This is a genomic window from Enterobacter cloacae complex sp. BZL2005 (assembly GCF_049238885.1).
Lineage (GTDB): Bacteria > Pseudomonadota > Gammaproteobacteria > Enterobacterales > Enterobacteriaceae > Enterobacter > Enterobacter roggenkampii.
In genome coordinates this window covers 95,750-112,382 of record NZ_JBMKGI010000012.1, presented here as the reverse complement: position 1 = coordinate 112,382, position 16,633 = coordinate 95,750, and the positions used below count along the sequence as shown (strand labels likewise).

Genomic DNA, 16,633 nt, shown 5'->3' with positions numbered 1-16,633 from the left:
AGCGTCTCGCATTGTGAATCGTTGCCGTTAGCGTTGTTTCAGGCATCGGGATATACCTCCTGCAACACAAAGGAGGAGTAGCAATGTGGCGATGGATAAGCGGGTTAATGCTCTTGTGGAGTGGCTATGGCGCGGCGGTGTGCCCGGTGTGGTCGCAGGCAAAAGCTGAGAAAGAGATGGCGTCGTTAAGCGCGCAAATCAAACGCTGGGATGACGCTTACTGGAAGCAGGGCGTGAGCGAGGTCAACGACGAAGTTTACGACCAGCTTAACGGGCGCTTAATGCAGTGGCAGCACTGTTTTGGCAGTGAGCCTTCAGAGGAGAAACTCCCTGCGCTGGTGGGAAGCGTAAAACATCCTGTTGCCCATACGGGCGTACATAAAGTGGCCAGCAAAGAGGAGCTGAGACAGTGGATGCGTGCGCGACAGCATCTGTGGATGCAGCCCAAAGTTGACGGTGTGGCGGTAACGCTGGTCTATCGTGACGGAACGTTAACCCAGGCCATCAGTCGTGGTGATGGCCTGAAAGGGGAAGACTGGACCGGGAAGGTGCGTTTGATCCCGACTATTCCGCAAAAGCTCACCGGCAAGCTCGCGAACAGCGTCTTACAGGGCGAGCTTTTCTGGCTAAGCGACAATCACATTCAGCGGCAGATGGGCGGGATGAACGCTCGCGCAAAGGTGGCGGGGGCGATGATGCGGCAAAAGGATAACTCAGTTTTGAGCAAGATCGGCGTGTTCATCTGGGCCTGGCCGGATGGGCCGAAAGATATGCAGACATCTTTAGCTGAACTGTCTCAGGCCGGTTTTACGCTGTCGGCACGGTATACACTACCCGCCGATTCTGTTGATGCCGTCGAGAAACAGCGCGCTGCCTGGCACGTAACCGGATTACCCTTTGCCACGGATGGCATTGTGGTGCGTTCGGAGGATGCGCCCGCAGGGGAAGGCTGGTTACCGGGCGAAGGCAACTGGCTGGTTGCGTGGAAATATGCGCCTGCAGCCCAGGTGGCCGAGGTGAGTGATATTCATTTTTCCGTGGGGCGAACGGGCAAAATGTCCGTTGTAGCCACACTGGAACCTGTGCAACTGGACGATAAACAGGTACGGCGGGTGAGTCTGGGCTCGGTGGAGCGCTGGCAGAGGCTGGATATTGCCTCAGGGGATCAGATACAGGTCAGCCTGGCCGGGCAGGGTATTCCCCGGTTTGATAAGGTGGTCTGGCGCGGGACGGACAGACATAAACCCGAGCCTCCAGCCTCGCGTTATCATGCGCTGAGCTGTTTCTATGCTTCTCCGGAATGTATGGAACAGTTCTTTGCCCGACTGACCTGGCTCAGCTCAAAGCAGGTGCTTGATATTGAAGGATTAGGCGAGTCAGGCTGGCGCACCCTCTGGCAGGCACATCATTTTGAACACCTCTTTTCGTGGCTGTTATTAACGCAGGCGCAAATGCAGGCTACGCCTGGCTTTTCCTCCGCGCGCGGGCTGGCGCTCTGGCATCGATTTAATCTGGTGCGCGAGAAGCCATTTATTCGCTGGCTCATGGCATTGGGTGTTCCGCTGACACAGGCTTCGCTGAAGGCGATGGGGAACGTAACGTGGCAGACGTTGAGCGAACGTAACGCAAAGGACTGGCAAAGCCTGCCGGGAACGGGAGAGAGGAAGGCGCGACAAATTGTTGCCTTCATCCACGACCCTGGCGTTGCCGGGCTGGCATCCTGGTTAGGCAAGCAGGGCCTGCCTGGATTTTAGAGCGAGCTTGCTTTAGCTTTGCGCCAGGGGGTATGTCTGTCTGGCGAACTGAAGGTTTCGCGGAGCTGATCGTAGTCATAGATGTGGCGGCCGCCATCAATTACCGGGATAAGTGTGGGAGCCTGATAGCACGCCGCAAGCACCGAGCTGCATTGATCAACACCCGTTGTGATTCCAAGCCACGTCAACATCAACTCATAATTGCTTGCTGTGGGCCACGCTTCATGCACCCACCCCACCGATCTTTTTTGAGCATTCAGGGCTTGCTGGCTATACCAGATAAACTGGGGGACCTGGTAAGCCTCTTTGCTTGGGTTGCGTGAGCCATGCATATAGATGGAGTTCAGCTGCGGGTTTTTTTCCAGCCCATGGTCTGAAAAATAGAGCAGAGAGGATGCGCTGCCCTGCAGACGCTTAGCTACTTCGCCAATGAAGTAGTCGGTAAACAGAATCGCATTATTGTAGCAATCTTCATACTTGTTGCCGGTATGCAGAATATTTGCGGATGGCGGATACCGATCGCAGGCCATCTCATGACTGCCGTTGATATGCAGGAAAATTAACTTCCTGCCGGGTGCTTTAAGCGCCTCATCCAGGGCAGGTAAAAGTTCGGTGTCATAACGGGTGTCAATCCACTGGGCTTTATGGCTAATAGAAGCAATCGCCACAATATAGTTATTGCTCTTGCCTGTATTACCCTGGGCGCTAATCCATTCGGTGTGATAGCCCGTTTTTTTAGCGACGCTAACGATATTGTCAGCAAGCTTATCGGTGGTGAAGTGGTCTGGATCAGCTTTACTTAATATCATCGGCACGGAAAGCACGGTGGCTGACGCAGGGGCAATAGCATTGCTAAAAATGAGGGAGTCCTTCGCCAGCAAGGATTCCACTGGCGTGGTATCCTGGTGAAAACCGTAGAGCTTCATATTGCTGCGACGTGCGGATTCACCCACGATAACAACATAGTTTTCGATGCCCGTTTCATGATACTGCAACGCAGGATAATTGACGCTGTGCTGGCTAATTTTCTCCGCCAGCGCGTTATCGCGATGGGCAATAATGAACTCTGCGCCGGTGTAAAATGGCGTATTGGTTAAAATCCGGGAGCTTAGCGGATAATAAACTTCAAGGTCGTGGCGTTTTTTTAGCCAATTTGCCGTCGAATACCAGCCAAAATAAACGGCAAGCAGAACGAAGCCGATAGTTTTGACGCGGGAAGAAACATGCTCGCTAGCTGCTTTGATTGCGAACCAGGTGACAATAAAGTAAGCAAACGCGGCTGGTAAACAGTGCAGGTATAAACCTGACATGCTTTTCGCTTCGGCTACGTGAGTGCCGAGAATACTCATCGCGAATACCGTGTTAAATTCGCTCTGGTAGACGCTCCAGGTACTGTAAGCAATCGCAAAATTTAACGTGAGCAGGGCGGTTAAAAAAAATGCGAGGATCTTGCCGGGAAGCGAGCGAAAGATCGCTGCGGCGCAAACCAGTAAAAGCGCATTACAAATCGCAATGCGCACTGCGAATCGTGCAGGTTGCGTTAAAAATACTGGCCATAACTGAATCAGCACGGAAACGAGCAGCAAAATTAAAAAATGGCTGCTGAGTTTTTTATTAATAATCAGGGCTGACGTTTTGGCAAAGGACATTGTTTTAACGCAAGTTTATGGGGACAAAGATGCGACAGTTTATCGCGTTTGGCCCGGTTATATGAGATAACAAAAAGTGCTTTTTACTACTTTGTTGTGGTTTTGTTGAGAATTCAATGGGTGTCCTGCGTGTAATGAAAAACAGGCAATCCCAGCTTTAAGCGCAGTGCCAGCAAGCGAGCCGTAAAGCCAAATAATAACGTGGCAATGACCACAACATCATGGCTCGAAACATAATGTTGTAAAGCAATATACAGAACGGCAGACGCAAAGGATATTCCGGCGTAAAGCTCTTTCTGGAAAACCAGTGGAATGCGCTTGCAGAACATATCGCGCAGCACACCGCCGAATACGCCCGTGACCACGGCGGCAATGGTAGCGATAACAGGTCCTTCCCCCATATCGAGCGCGATTTGTGCTCCGATAATCGAGAAAACCACCAGACCTAAAGCGTCAAGGACTAAAAACAGGCGGCGAAGATGGGGCATGACGGGCGCCACTATGGTGGTTAACACGGCAGCTGTCGCCACGATAATGACGTACTCGGGGTGTTTGACCCAGCCAAGCGGATAATGTCCCAGCAGAATATCGCGTACCGAGCCGCCGCCCAGCGCGGTCGCTGTAGCAATAATGATCACGCCGAAGGTGTCCATACGGCGACGTCCGGCAGCAAGTGCGCCGGTCATGGCTTCTGCGGTGATGCCAATGAGATAAAGGATGTGAAGCAGCATATTTCCTCCGGTGTAAACGCGGGGGAGGTTAGCGATTTGTGCGCAAGATCACGATTGAGTTTTTCTAAGGCGACTCCGTTTCCCCTATAAATTTTTATCAAATGATGTTGAATAAGCTTGATGAAAGGCGGTGACGCGCAAAATCAGGTGCCGGAATGGATTAGAAATAATAATGGGTGGTGCCGTCGACACCACCCGATAAGGCATTACTCAATATTCTGGATCTGAATATTGAGTAATGGGTTATGTATATTGATATTTAACGGTTTTTTGTTTTAATGATTTTGTTTTTGTACACATCGGGGTACATGAATTTACAGGGATTACAATTTTTATTGTGTGATTTATGACCAATTGTAATTTTGTGTAAGTCACGCCGTGATCTTCATTAAAACATTATCAACAAAAACCCATTCGGGGTGAGAGGTAGGCGCTGGCATTTTTGTTTTACGTTCGCGCCGTGGATCTGCGATTTCAAATGCTGTCGTCATAAAGCGATAAGTCGCCGCCTCAGCCCATGCCTGGGTAAAGCCATACCGCCGTAGCTCATGTATTAGCGCCTCATCATCCAGATCCAGCGCGTAAACCTCTTCAGCAATAGCGGCGGCAATCTGTAGGCGGGTGCTGTTGGGCAAGCGGTTCACATTCAGCATGACAGGCTCCATCAGGTCAAAAGAAACCGCCTTTCGGCGGCGCTTGGCAGTGAGGGAAGGTTACGGGCAGATAAGCATCAGGTAGCAGTACAGCATCACACAGAGCGCATATGCCTCAGTCATGATTTCCCCGCATAGAACCGGGCATTAAATGCCTTTTGGTTCATCGGCTCGTTACTGTCGGTTTTGCTGACCCCATCTGTTTTGGTGACGCGGCCAGCGTAAAAATTTTTGTTAAATTCGGCCTGACCAGTACCGCCAAAGATATTGCCTTCACGCGCTTCACGCGCTTTTTTCAATGCCGCGATTACAGATTCTTTGCTCATCGTGCGAATCCTCGAGTGATACAGGTAAAGCCGCGACCGGCTGCTTTGCTCAGTTCATTCAGGCCATTGGTCACAACATTCGATTCCCAACCGATAACGCCATTAATAGAGCGCGGCAACGGGAAGTTCCCGTCCCTGCTCCATTCCTTCAATTTGGCAGTGGTGAGTGCTTTGCCATATTGGCGCTGATATCTCACACAAACATCATCAGGGCTTACCAGAACCACCTTACTGAATCCCAGCGGCGAGTGAGAGTATTCGATTTGCTTTACATACCAGCCATCACCAACGGCATACAGGCCGGATGGATGGCGCTTACACTCATCAGCTTGGCGGCGTTGTTCTGCGGCTCTTTTCTGCTCGGCCAGAATTGAATCTACTTCGTTCATCGCTATCACCATCATTTTGAAGAATTGACGGCTTATTGTACTATCGTACTGGTTCATGAGTACATAAAGAGATAGTATATATTTGTCGGCCATCCTTCCGACCATCAAGCGCAGAATGACGAAACGGCCCCTACAGAAATGTGGGGGCTTTTTCGTTTCAGGAATTAACTTTGAGAAGTTTTGATTTTAGTAGACTGCTAACTATTGCTAACTAAAATAGTCATAAAATGTAAGCATCACCCTGACATTACCCTGACCAGAACGAAGGCTTTCTCTATCGAGCGACGATTAATCTGACGTCAGTAACATATCAAAAGCCAACACGATGAAGGCTTCCCGCTACCGACCAAAGATTAATCTGGGGTCAGTAGGGCATCAAAAAACGTTGATTCTCACTCCATGCTGAACGCCTGTATCAGGATCATTCCGGCCCGCTGGTTCCGAATGGGAATGCGATTGTTAAATATATGTTATGAAAATCACTTTCCCTGCCTAGCGGCGCGTAGCGCAAGGGTGTCCATTTTTTAGGCTCAAATATTCAAAATCTAGTTTTTCCTGAAAAGTCCATCATGTCCGTCACTCCGTCATTTATTTATTAAAAAAACATTTAAATCAATAAGATAAATAATGACGGACTTGTGACGGACTTATGCAAGCTCATCAAAACTGCGTCAATATCGGGTCTCTGAGTGATGGACTTATGACGGACTTGTGACGGATTTTTATGAAGTCCATCATATGCTAAGTTGTTGATATATATTTAATAATATTGATTGGTGATGGAGGTGATGGACTTTTGCAAAAAAAACAAATATTTGAGATTGTCGCTGAAAATAAAAAAGGCGCTTATTAGCGCCCTTTGTCTTGTATGTTACATGCGGGTTAAGGCAGCCATTCGTCGGCCGATTCTGCCAGATATACATTATAGCGAACTCCTACAGCTCCCTTTTTCTCAGCAAATTCATGTCCACGCTCTTTCATTATCGCAATAACCGCCTGCCTGAACTTCAGTACCGAAAGTGGATTCTGGAACCCGTTGTACTGCATAAATGCTTGATACGCATGATAGAGGTATTCTCGTGGGCGCTCCTCATTTGTTGTTGCAGGCTTACCACCCATGCGCATACCTGTAGGCGCTGGCAGTGGGTCCAGGTGTTTAACGAAGGAGTAAATGCTACTCGTCTCAGCCTTTGCCTCGAATGATTCGTGCGAGTCCCGCTGCTCAATGAGAAGCTGCCTTGCTGCTCCATCGTTCAGCTCTTTAATCAAATGACGAACAATTACTGGCAATTCAGTTTTTATCTTCGCCATAAACTCAGGGTCAGGTCTTTCTACCGGTTCACCAAACTTAAACAGTACCCGGCGGCGGGAGATGCCCCCATTATGCTCAGTAAATACAGCAGGTTCGTTGTTAGCCACGACTACAACGGCGTTAATTTTCGCATCGAACCCTTTTTTATATTTGGGGTTAATGAAAATGGAGTCGCCACCAGTAATGGCCTTTAAATTTGCGCAGTCGCCGCTATATGCGGGCTGATCACTCATGGTGATGAGTTTTGAATCAATAAGCGTTTCGAGCGCCTTTGAATCGCGTAGCGCGTGTAAGGTGGTTGCCTTTGAACCTTCCTCGCCAGATAACAGCCTGCAAAGTGACATAAACACGCTCTTACCGCTACCACCTTTGCCAGTTACCTCAACGTATAGCTGCCATTCGTAGCGATGAGTCAGAACCATATACAGAGCCGCCAGTATCCGCTTGGCCTTCGCTTCATCGCCGCCGCTATTGTGCTCCAGCCATGCGCTAAAGTTTGGTGCGTTGCCGCTTAGCGTTTCGCCTTCGGTGGAGGTGGAGTAGTCAATACCGTTGTGTGACCGTAGCCAGTTTTCCGCACAATGGCTGGAAAATGAACCGTCTATGATTGAGTAAACGCCGTTGGCAAAGGCGATTACCCCGGCTTTTGGTTCCGCCATCTCTGGAGATTGTTTGGTCGATGAATATATCTTCAGCGCTCGCGCGTCGCTCTCAAATACGCTGGCACCTGGTTGGAATCCTCCGCCCCCATAAAAATCAGCCAGATCGCTTTTAACTGCGGAATCGCTGATTGCCCGCCAGATAGCACCATCAAAACGGTACAAGGTATCACTTGCCCGATGAAGTGAATAACGGCCAGTCTTTGCAACAAACGCGGCGATGCGTTCGCCGGGTTGCATCTTTGCCAGCGGCATAGAATCATAATTAGCTGCCCGTGCTGGCGCACCGGACACCGGTTCTTTCATGGTTGACTTGAGCGGTAGGTGAGTTACAGTATTCTCTGACATGGTGATTATGTCCCTTGTTGTTTTGCTTCCCGGGGGCAACCGGGAAGCTCAAAGAATTAAAGTTGTCTATGTAGTCCATAAAGGCGGCGGGTCACTTCAAGGGGCCTGCCGTTTTTTTCATATTCGTGCCATAAAATTGCTGCCTCCTGACAGTCCAGCTGCACTTTTATCCATTCTGAACCCTGCTCCCTTAATTTCTGCTTCCCAGCCAGTAACGCAGTTGTGTGTGGTGGCAAGCTGACCTTTCGCCTGCCTAGCGGCGCGTGGCGCGTTGTGTTTATTCCAGCGGCATTGGCGATCTGAGAAACAGAGGCCCCACAATCTCGAGCTAGCTGAACTCCATCCCTCCACTTTCCGCACCCCCGACAATAGCAAGTACCTTGAACATCATTTTTCCAGTGGAATCGGTCTTTACCGCCGCATACCGGGCAGGGTATATGATGTTGCTTATCGGGTACGTTGATTCCGATTGTGTTCAGTATTGCTGGCCACCGTCCGGCAGCTGCTGTTTGAATCTCAGCGATTAAGCTCATAACTCACCACCTCCATTAATCTGCACTTTTCGCCGCCAGCCATGAGTTGATTTCCGCAGTTGAGAATGCCGCCACTCTGGGGGATAGTTTCACCGGCTTCGGCATCTTTCCAGCTTTAACCCAGCGCCATAAACTAGGCATTGAGATCCCCAGCTCTTCAGCTAGATTTTTGGGTCTAATGTAACGATTAATCATGAGGCACCTATGTTTGTTAGTGTCACGAGATATCTCCCGTAGCGCTAAGAATGCCAACCCTGCTTGCCGGATAAGTTAGTTATTGTCCGTCCTCATCAATTTTTTTTTCTTTTTCTATTTCCCTCGTTATTGCCTTTCTTATCGAGTCTTTTTTCAGCGAGAAAGCGGGCATGTCATCAACAACTATTTCAACCTTACCTGTACCACTAATCTTGATGCGGGGATTGTGTTGCGTTTTTTTTACCCAATTTATAAAGTCATCTGCTATCTTCTTTTTTGGGTATCTATGCTTGCCTTCTTCAATATCGTCTAGATATCGTTTAATGAGGAGAGCTGCAGAGCTTAGTTTTTTGCTTGTCTCGCCTCCCCTTGATCTTGCTTTTCGAACCTTTTCTTTGCCGTCATGAATAGCATTGATGATTCCTCCTGCCGCTTGAATATCTTGGCGGCGTGTTTCAATCACCTGACCGTAATGACTACTAACAAAATTGGCGTTCATCTCCGCGAGTCTCAATGAATGCCGCAATTGAGCATTTTCTCTGGATAGTTCTGCGAGGGCAGATTCTGTATTTCCTGATAGCGCGTTATTTAGAGTCTCAATGTGAGCATTTAGCCTCACTATCTCTAACTCATTCTCCTTCGCTTGCCTTAAGTAACTAGCCAGCGCTTCATCAGATAACCCCATTTGGTTTTGTAAATTGCTCATTATTCACCCTACACGTCTGTTATTTGTACTACCCATCAGTGTTGAGACAGGTTTTTGTCCCGTCCTGTCCCGTCTTTTGTCCCGGTTTTGTCCCATAACCATTCTTGTAACCAGCTGTATTTATTGAGTCTTTACAAAACGGGACAAGCGGGACAGATGGGACAAGCAAAAAAACAATATTGAAAATCTATCTGGCTTGCCTCAGTGGTGTAACGTTGTACTCTTCGCCCCGTTCAAGCGCTTCCATCAGGTTGCCCAGCATGGCCAGCGCTTCCCGCCGTTCGTTTAAATATTGGTGACGGTTGTAGATGCCTTCGACGCCTTTAATGCGGTGATTAAGGCAACGTTCGGCAACGATAGGATCAACGCCCAGCGCTCCTAAGTGGGTTCTGGCGGTACGGCGCATATCGTGAACGGTGAAGTTAGGTACGCCCGGCATTGCCTGCTTAACCTTCGCCAGCGCAACGGGCAGGGTGCTTTCCTGAATGTGGGGGATCATGCGGTGCTGTTGTTTTCGCGCAGGTAATACCCATTTGCTGTTACAGGAAAGAAGGCGCAATTCTTCAAGCCATTCGATGGCCTGCTTTGGTAGTGGGATATCAATCCCGTCGCCTGTCTTTGTGCGTTCGCCCGGTAAGTACCAAATGCCATTGGCTAAATCGAACTCGCTCCAGCGTGCGGCGCATAGCTCCATCTTTCTCACGCAAGTGACAAGCAGCAGCTTCAGCGTTAACTCGTTCTCACGGCTGAAGCCTTTCGCCATTCGCATTGCTTCAAAGAATTGAACCAGCTCCGGTCTGGTTAACCACCGTTCGCGTGATGTTTCTTTGCCGCCCGCATCGCTCGTATCAAAGGCAGCAGCGGGGTTAACCTCAATCATCCCTAGCTTTATGGCATGATCAAAGATACGGCGTACCCATCGCAGGACGTCATTAGCAACGGATGGCGCACCACGTTTTAAGATGGCCTGAAGCAAGGCATCAATATCTCGGGGTTTGACGTCCTTAACCTTTTTCTGACCTATGCGAGGATTAATGTCTTTCGCCAGGCGACGGCGGAGGATGTCGGGGTGTTTCCATGTACCCAGTACTTTCTTCTTAAAATAGTCTTCAGCTACTTCGGACACTGTTTTGTCATGCTGGTCGGCTTCCAACTGGGCTTTTAATGCGGCTTTTCGCTCCTGCTTCTCTCCGGCTACGTCATAACCTAGTGCGACACGAGCGGCTAAAGCTCTGACAGTCTCCCGGGCTTCTGCCAATGAGACAACGCCATACTTACCAACGGTCATAACGCGCGGCTTACCGACAATGCGATAGCGGAAACGCCATGTTGGAGTTGTGTCTGTTTCCCTGTAGCGCAGATATAAGCCATTGCCGTCCGATTTACCCTCGAACCTTGTTCCGGCCTTTATCCACGCTTTTATCTGGATGTCTGTCAGGTTGCCCATATCTCACCTTTGGTTATGTACCTAAATTGAAAAATGCCACCTCATGAAAAGGGTACATGCGGGTACACAAGAAATATGCGCTTTTATGATACTAACTGCAACTTTGTGACATTAAAAAAGCCCGTGGTTAGCGGGCTTCTTCTGGTTGGTGAGTCTACTTGATATGGAATGATATCCTACTCAATGTTCTGGATCTGCTCGCGCATTTGCTCAATCAGTACTTTCAACTCAATCGCTGAATTCGTTACTTCCGCATTGATCGACTTAGACGCAAGAGTGTTCGACTCACGGTTGAACTCCTGCATCATAAAGTCCAGACGGCGGCCTACCGCTTCCTTTTTCTTCAGAATGTTGTAGGTCTCTTTAACGTGCGCTTCCAGACGGTCCAGCTCTTCAGCGACATCAATACGTTGCGCCATCAGCACCAGCTCTTGTTCCAGACGGGTGTTTTCCAGCTGAACTTCTGCCTCTTCCAGTTTGGCGACCAGGCGCTCGCGCTGCCACTGCAGCACTTCCGGCATATGGGTGCGAACCTTTGCCACTTCCGCACTCACGCCTTCAAGGCGCTGCTCAATCATCGCTTTCAGCGCCTGACCTTCGGTTTCGCGGGCAACGATAAAGTCATCCAGCGTGCCGTCGAGGGCGGCCAGAATTTCAGCGGCAATCGCGTCCAGATCCTGCTCACCGGCGGCCATGACGCCAGGCCAGCGCAGAATATCAACCGGGTTGATTTCGCCTTCATCGCTCTGCATTTTGACCCAGTTCGCCGCATTCACGAGCTGTTTCGCCAGTTTTTCGTTGAGGATCAGCTCGCCCTGTGCGCTGGCATCAGGCTCAAAGCGCAGGTTACATTCCACTTTACCGCGCGTCAGACGCGTACGGATACGCTCGCGAACAACAGGCTCAAGGCTGCGGAACTGCTCCGGCATACGGAAATACGTTTCCAGGTAACGCTGGTTTACCGAGCGCATTTCCCATGTAGCGCTACCCCAGCTACCCTTGATTTCACGCCGGGCGTAGGCGGTCATACTGCGGATCATAGACATTCCCGTTTTTAAAGGAGAGATGGGGGGATTATAGCTTTCGGGGGCTTCTCAGGATAGGAATAAGCGTCCTTTATCCGTATAATGCGCAGCCACATTCGTTTCAAGCCGGAGAATCCATCATGCGTCCATCAGGTCGTAGCGCCAATCAGGTGCGTCCCGTCACCCTGACCCGTAACTATACAAAACACGCTGAAGGCTCCGTGCTGGTTGAGTTTGGTGACACCAAAGTGCTGTGTACCGCATCCATCGAAGAAGGCGTTCCGCGCTTCCTGAAAGGTCAGGGCCAGGGCTGGATCACCGCCGAGTACGGCATGCTGCCGCGCGCGACCCATACCCGTAACGCCCGTGAAGCGGCGAAGGGTAAGCAGGGCGGTCGTACCATGGAAATTCAGCGTCTGATCGCGCGTGCGCTGCGCGCCGCCGTTGATCTGAAAACCCTCGGCGAATTCACGATTACCCTGGACTGCGACGTGATTCAGGCCGATGGTGGCACGCGTACGGCCTCTATTACCGGCGCCTGTGTAGCGCTGGCAGATGCTCTGAACAAGCTGGTTGCAGTCGGTAAGCTGAAAACCAATCCAATGAAAGGCATGGTTGCGGCGGTCTCCGTAGGCATCGTTAACGGTGAAGCGCTTTGCGATCTGGAATACGTTGAAGATTCCGCTGCAGAGACAGACATGAACGTGGTGATGACCGAAGACGGTCGCATCATTGAGGTGCAGGGCACGGCAGAAGGCGAGCCGTTCACCCACGAAGAGCTTCTCTCCCTGCTGGCGTTGGCCCGAGGGGGAATCGAATCCATTGTCACGACGCAGAAAGCGGCGTTAGAAAATTGATTTTAAAGGCGACCAATGAGTCGCCTTTTTTTTGCCTGTAAGACAGAAAAACCAAAGGAGCTAATCCATGAAATCGTATCAGCGCCAGTTTATTGAGTTTGCGCTTAACAAGCAGGTACTTAAGTTTGGCGAATTTACGCTGAAATCCGGGCGTAAAAGTCCTTATTTCTTCAACGCCGGGCTGTTTAATACCGGGCGCGATCTGGCACTGTTAGGCCGTTTCTATGCCGAAGCGCTGGTGGATTCCGGGATTGATTTTGACCTGCTGTTTGGCCCGGCCTATAAGGGCATTCCGATTGCGACCACTACCGCGGTGGCGCTGGCGGAACATCATGATCGCGACGTGCCGTACTGCTTTAACCGCAAAGAAGCCAAAACCCACGGTGAAGGCGGGAATCTGGTCGGCAGCGCGCTGCAGGGCCGCGTCATGCTGGTGGACGATGTGATCACCGCGGGCACGGCGATCCGCGAATCAATGGAGATTATCCAGGCCAACGGTGCAACGCTGGCTGGCGTGTTGATTTCGCTGGATCGTCAGGAGCGTGGTCGCGGAGAAATTTCCGCCATTCAGGAAGTGGAGCGGGATTACAACTGCACTGTGACGTCAATAATCACCCTGAAAGATCTGATTGCGTATCTGGAAGAGAAGCCTGAGATGGCGGACCATCTGGCAGCGGTAAAAGCGTATCGCGAAGCGTTCGGGGTTTAAGTGCATTGCCCGGTGGCGTTGTGCTTACCGGGCCTACCCGTTCGTAGGCCGGATAAGGCGAAGCCCCCATCCGGCGATGGCGTTACTGTAATTGTGCTGCGACTAACGGCCAGCGGGCGTCAAAATCGTCCGTTGGACGGTATTTGAACTCGCTGCGCACGAAGCGGGAAAGCATCCCTTCACAAAACGCCAGAATCTGGCTCGCCAGCAGCGTTTCATCAATGCTGTATCCTTCACCCTCACGCATTTTCTTCTCGCGCAGCACCTGGCGCAGCTGCGCTTCAATGCGTTCGAAAAGCTGGTTAATGCGGCCCTGGAGTCTGTCCTGCTCAAACATCAGCGCGTGGCCGGTCAGGATACGGGTTAAGCCCGGATTGCGTTCACCGAAGCCCAGGATTAACAGCACTATCAGACGCAGACGCGCGGTAGTGTCTTTTTCGTCTTTCAGAATCAGGTTGATGCGCGTGATCAGGCTGTCTTCAATAAACTCGATCAGACTGTCGAACATCCGGGTCTTGCTCGGAAAATGACGGTACAGCGCCGCCTCAGACACGCCTACGGAGGCGGCCAGTTTAGCGGTGGTGATGCGTTGACTGCCATCGCTGGATTCAAGCATCAGAGCCAGAGATTGAAGTATTTCTTCGCGACGATTCCTTTTCGCGGTTTGTTTTTCTGCCATGTTACAAAATACCCCTGAAAATAAGCACTTGCCAGGCTGGCATCCACACAGCGACCGCAAACGGACGTTTGCGGTTTGTTATTGCATTATGACGCTGTGAGATACGTGTTTGTCGGGCCGTTATTTGCGCCCGGAATGGCCGAAGCCGCCTTCGCCACGGTCGGTGGCGTCAAAGTCTGCCACCAGGTTAAATTCTGCCTGTACCACCGGTACAAAGACCATCTGTGCGATACGCTCGCCCGGTTCAATGGTGAAGCTGTCCTGACCACGGTTCCAGACGGAGACCATCAGTTGACCCTGATAGTCGGAGTCGATCAGGCCCACCAGGTTACCCAGCACAACGCCGTGCTTATGGCCCAGGCCAGAACGCGGCAGGATAACCGCTGCCAGCGACGGGTCAGCAATGTGAATCGCCAGGCCAGTCGGAACCAGGGTCGTGGCACCCGGAGCCAGTTCTACGGCGTCATCGAGACAGGCGCGCAGGTCAAGACCGGCAGAGCCGGAGGTGGCATAGGTTGGCAGCGGGAATTGCTCGCCAACACGCGGGTCCAGAATCTTAACGTCGATTTTTTTCATCATAACGGGTAACGATCTCGTCGAGTAAATGTTGGCCCAGGAGTTCCTTGCGCTCAAGCGGTAAGACTTTATCTCCATCCTGCCAGAAAAGGTGCAGTGCGTTGCTGTCGCTGTTAAATCCTTGTGTGGCCAGCGATACGTCGTTCGCGCAAATCAAATCGAGGTTTTTGCGGGTACGTTTTTGCCGGGCATATTCTTCCACATTATTCGTTTCTGCGGCAAACCCAACAACGTATGGCCGGTGGCTTTTTAGTGCGGCGACACCGGCAACAATGTCCGGGTTTTTCACCATTTTTAGTGTTAATTCATCGCCTTGCTTTTTAATTTTAGCCTCGGCGATCGTCTCAGCACGATAGTCTGCAACGGCCGCACAGCCGATAAAAATCTGCTGGCTTTGCGCATGTGCCTGCACGGCGGCTTCCATCTCCAGCGCGGTGGTAACGTCAATTCGCTTCACACACGCAGGCGTAGGTAGAGAGACCGGGCCGCTCACCAGCGTGACGTTCGCACCGCGCTTCGCGGCGGCGGCGGCAATCGCAAAGCCCATTTTGCCGGAACTGTGGTTGGTGATGTAGCGCACCGGATCCAGCGGCTCGCGCGTGGGGCCCGCGGTTATCATGATGTTGAGATGTTGCAGATCGTTGACAGGCGAAAAGTGGGCCGCGGCCATATCAACAATCGTCAGCGGATCAAGCATGCGGCCCGGGCCAACATCGCCGCAGGCCTGGCTACCGCTGTCCGGACCCCAGATAAGCAGGCCGCGTGAGGCTAGGGTCTCAAGATTGTGCTGCGTAGCCGCGTTACGGTACATCTGCTGGTTCATGGCAGGCACGACGGCAACAGGCGCAGGTGTGGCCAGACAAATGGTGGAGACCAGGTCGTTTGCCATACCGGTCGCTACCCGGGCGATTAAATCAGCCGTGGCGGGCGCGAGGATAACCAGGTCTGCCCATTTCCCAAGCTCAATATGGCCCATCGCGGCTTCGGCGGCCGGATCGAGCAGGCTGTCAGATACCGGGTATCCTGAAACGGCCTGCAGGCTCAGAGGAGTGATAAAGGCTTTACCGCCTTCGGTTATCGCGACCCGTACATCTGCCCCGCGCTCGCGCAGACGACGCACCAGCTCCGGCGCTTTGTAGGCAGCAATACCGCCGCTCACGCCAAGAACGATTTTTTTACCGGCCAGGCTCATCATGATTCTTTCCTGTTGGGGTTCACCAGAGAGCGGGCATTTTATCACAATCCCCAAAACGGGGTGATTTTGTCCTTCGACCACTTTGCGAGGCGCTACGCAAGAACGCAACGTGGTCGTCGAGTGCCTGACTGGCCTGTGGCAGCATGCGGTTAAAAAAGGGAGAAAGAGCATGGAAGAAGAGGATGAGCCGCTGCTGCCGCGCGAAAAACTGCTGCGCTATGACGTCACCCTGTTAAAAGATGATGAACTGCTGGCGCTCTTTTTACGTACCGGAACGCCCGGTAAAACGGTATTTACGCTGGCAAAAGAGCTGATCGTACATTTCGGTTCTCTGCACGGTTTGCTGACCGCCGAACTGGCGCAGTTTAAGCACGTAGAAGGGATCGGTGTGGCGAAATATGCCCAGTTGCGGGCCATTGCTGAACTTGCCCGCCGTTTTTACAATGTCCGCATGGAGAAGGACGATCCGATCCTGACGCCAGCGATGACGCGTGAATATCTGCAAAGCCAGTTAACCGATATCGAGCGCGAGATCTTTATGGTGATCTTTGTCGATAACAGAAACCGGGTACTGAAACATAGCTGCCTCTTTGCCGGCACGTTAAGCCACGTTGAGGTGCATCCGCGAGAAATTGTGCGGGAAGCGATAAAAGTGAATGCAGCGGGCGTGATCCTCGCGCATAATCACCCCTCAGGCTGTGCAGAACCGAGCAGAGCGGACAAAGAAATCACCGAGCGCATTATCAAATGCTGTCAATTCATGGACATTCGTGTGCTGGACCATCTGATAATTGGCCGCGGAGAGTACATTTCTTTTGCAGAACATGGCTGGATTTAGGCTATTTCTCGCGATCCATCGGGATCTTTGTCTGTTCGGGACTTGAGCACAC

At 51.4% G+C, this 16,633-nt stretch carries 18 protein-coding genes; 4 read left to right on the top strand and 14 right to left on the bottom strand.

The genetic code is table 11. The annotated features are described in order from the left end of the window. Nucleotides 1–83 precede the first annotated feature (83 nt). Nucleotides 84–1,754 carry an NAD-dependent DNA ligase LigB gene (gene ligB, locus ACOTXI_RS18480; RefSeq protein ID WP_058653891.1) on the top strand — a complete coding sequence of 557 codons (1,671 nt, stop codon included), beginning with the start codon at nt 84–86 and terminating at the stop codon, nt 1,752–1,754. On the opposite strand, the gene ACOTXI_RS18475 is transcribed toward ligB, so the two are convergent. The 11 genes from ACOTXI_RS18475 to ACOTXI_RS18425 form a co-directional block, all read right to left on the bottom strand. Beyond that, nucleotides 1,751–3,403 (bottom strand): phosphoethanolamine transferase, encoded by a 1,653-nt coding sequence (locus tag ACOTXI_RS18475; protein ID WP_008502676.1) that lies wholly within the window; start codon nt 3,401–3,403, stop codon nt 1,751–1,753. The genes ligB and ACOTXI_RS18475 overlap by 4 nt on opposite strands. Before the next feature lie 113 nt (nt 3,404–3,516). Beyond that, the gene (locus ACOTXI_RS18470; RefSeq protein WP_008502677.1) at nt 3,517–4,134 is read right to left on the bottom strand and encodes a trimeric intracellular cation channel family protein; all 618 of its coding nucleotides are present in this window, start codon (nt 4,132–4,134) and stop codon (nt 3,517–3,519) included. 371 nt (nt 4,135–4,505) lie between these two features. Next, nucleotides 4,506–4,787 (bottom strand): hypothetical protein, encoded by a 282-nt coding sequence (locus ACOTXI_RS18465; protein ID WP_316442221.1) that lies wholly within the window; start codon nt 4,785–4,787, stop codon nt 4,506–4,508. A 119-nt stretch (nt 4,788–4,906) separates the two neighbouring features. Next, a complete protein-coding gene (locus tag ACOTXI_RS18460) occupies nt 4,907–5,113 on the bottom strand; it encodes a hypothetical protein (protein ID WP_219324932.1) in 207 nt (68 codons plus the stop codon). Continuing rightward, entirely contained in the window at nt 5,110–5,595 is a 486-nt protein-coding gene (locus tag ACOTXI_RS18455; RefSeq protein WP_421633955.1) for a hypothetical protein, read from the bottom strand. The genes ACOTXI_RS18460 and ACOTXI_RS18455 overlap by 4 nt, the downstream gene beginning before the upstream one ends. A gap of 789 nt (nt 5,596–6,384) precedes the next feature. After that, the gene (locus ACOTXI_RS18450; protein ID WP_421633954.1) at nt 6,385–7,821 is read right to left on the bottom strand and encodes a DNA primase family protein; all 1,437 of its coding nucleotides are present in this window, start codon (nt 7,819–7,821) and stop codon (nt 6,385–6,387) included. 56 nt (nt 7,822–7,877) lie between these two features. After that, nucleotides 7,878–8,354 carry a primase-helicase zinc-binding domain-containing protein gene (locus ACOTXI_RS18445; RefSeq protein WP_421633953.1) on the bottom strand — a complete coding sequence of 159 codons (477 nt, stop codon included), beginning with the start codon at nt 8,352–8,354 and terminating at the stop codon, nt 7,878–7,880. A gap of 15 nt (nt 8,355–8,369) precedes the next feature. Next, nucleotides 8,370–8,549: a helix-turn-helix transcriptional regulator gene (locus ACOTXI_RS18440; RefSeq protein WP_181548974.1), complete on the bottom strand. Its 180-nt coding sequence runs from the start codon at nt 8,547–8,549 to the stop codon at nt 8,370–8,372. A gap of 79 nt (nt 8,550–8,628) precedes the next feature. Further along, nucleotides 8,629–9,255, bottom strand: a complete 627-nt coding sequence (locus tag ACOTXI_RS18435; protein WP_241468276.1) for a hypothetical protein — start codon at nt 9,253–9,255, stop codon at nt 8,629–8,631. A 187-nt stretch (nt 9,256–9,442) separates the two neighbouring features. Continuing rightward, complete coding sequence (locus tag ACOTXI_RS18430) at nt 9,443–10,702, bottom strand: tyrosine-type recombinase/integrase (protein WP_421633952.1); 1,260 nt, start codon at nt 10,700–10,702, stop codon at nt 9,443–9,445. A 176-nt stretch (nt 10,703–10,878) separates the two neighbouring features. After that, entirely contained in the window at nt 10,879–11,742 is an 864-nt protein-coding gene (locus tag ACOTXI_RS18425; RefSeq protein ID WP_008502687.1) for a YicC/YloC family endoribonuclease, read from the bottom strand. 125 nt (nt 11,743–11,867) lie between these two features. On the opposite strand from ACOTXI_RS18425, the gene rph reads away from it, so the two are divergent. After that, a complete protein-coding gene (gene rph / locus ACOTXI_RS18420) occupies nt 11,868–12,584 on the top strand; it encodes a ribonuclease PH (protein WP_008502688.1) in 717 nt (238 codons plus the stop codon). A gap of 67 nt (nt 12,585–12,651) precedes the next feature. Next, the gene (pyrE, locus tag ACOTXI_RS18415; protein ID WP_008502689.1) at nt 12,652–13,293 is read left to right on the top strand and encodes an orotate phosphoribosyltransferase; all 642 of its coding nucleotides are present in this window, start codon (nt 12,652–12,654) and stop codon (nt 13,291–13,293) included. 82 nt (nt 13,294–13,375) lie between these two features. On the opposite strand, the gene slmA is transcribed toward pyrE, so the two are convergent. From slmA to coaBC, 3 genes are all read right to left on the bottom strand, one after another. Then, nucleotides 13,376–13,972 carry a nucleoid occlusion factor SlmA gene (slmA, locus tag ACOTXI_RS18410; RefSeq protein ID WP_008502690.1) on the bottom strand — a complete coding sequence of 199 codons (597 nt, stop codon included), beginning with the start codon at nt 13,970–13,972 and terminating at the stop codon, nt 13,376–13,378. A gap of 120 nt (nt 13,973–14,092) precedes the next feature. After that, entirely contained in the window at nt 14,093–14,551 is a 459-nt protein-coding gene (gene dut / locus ACOTXI_RS18405; protein WP_008502691.1) for a dUTP diphosphatase, read from the bottom strand. Beyond that, nucleotides 14,529–15,740, bottom strand: a complete 1,212-nt coding sequence (gene coaBC, locus ACOTXI_RS18400; RefSeq protein ID WP_087855332.1) for a bifunctional phosphopantothenoylcysteine decarboxylase/phosphopantothenate--cysteine ligase CoaBC — start codon at nt 15,738–15,740, stop codon at nt 14,529–14,531. The genes dut and coaBC overlap by 23 nt, the downstream gene beginning before the upstream one ends. Nucleotides 15,741–15,912: 172 nt before the next feature. On the opposite strand from coaBC, the gene radC reads away from it, so the two are divergent. Beyond that, nucleotides 15,913–16,581: a RadC family protein gene (gene radC / locus ACOTXI_RS18395; RefSeq protein WP_008502693.1), complete on the top strand. Its 669-nt coding sequence runs from the start codon at nt 15,913–15,915 to the stop codon at nt 16,579–16,581. The last annotated feature ends 52 nt before the right edge of the window (nt 16,582–16,633 follow it).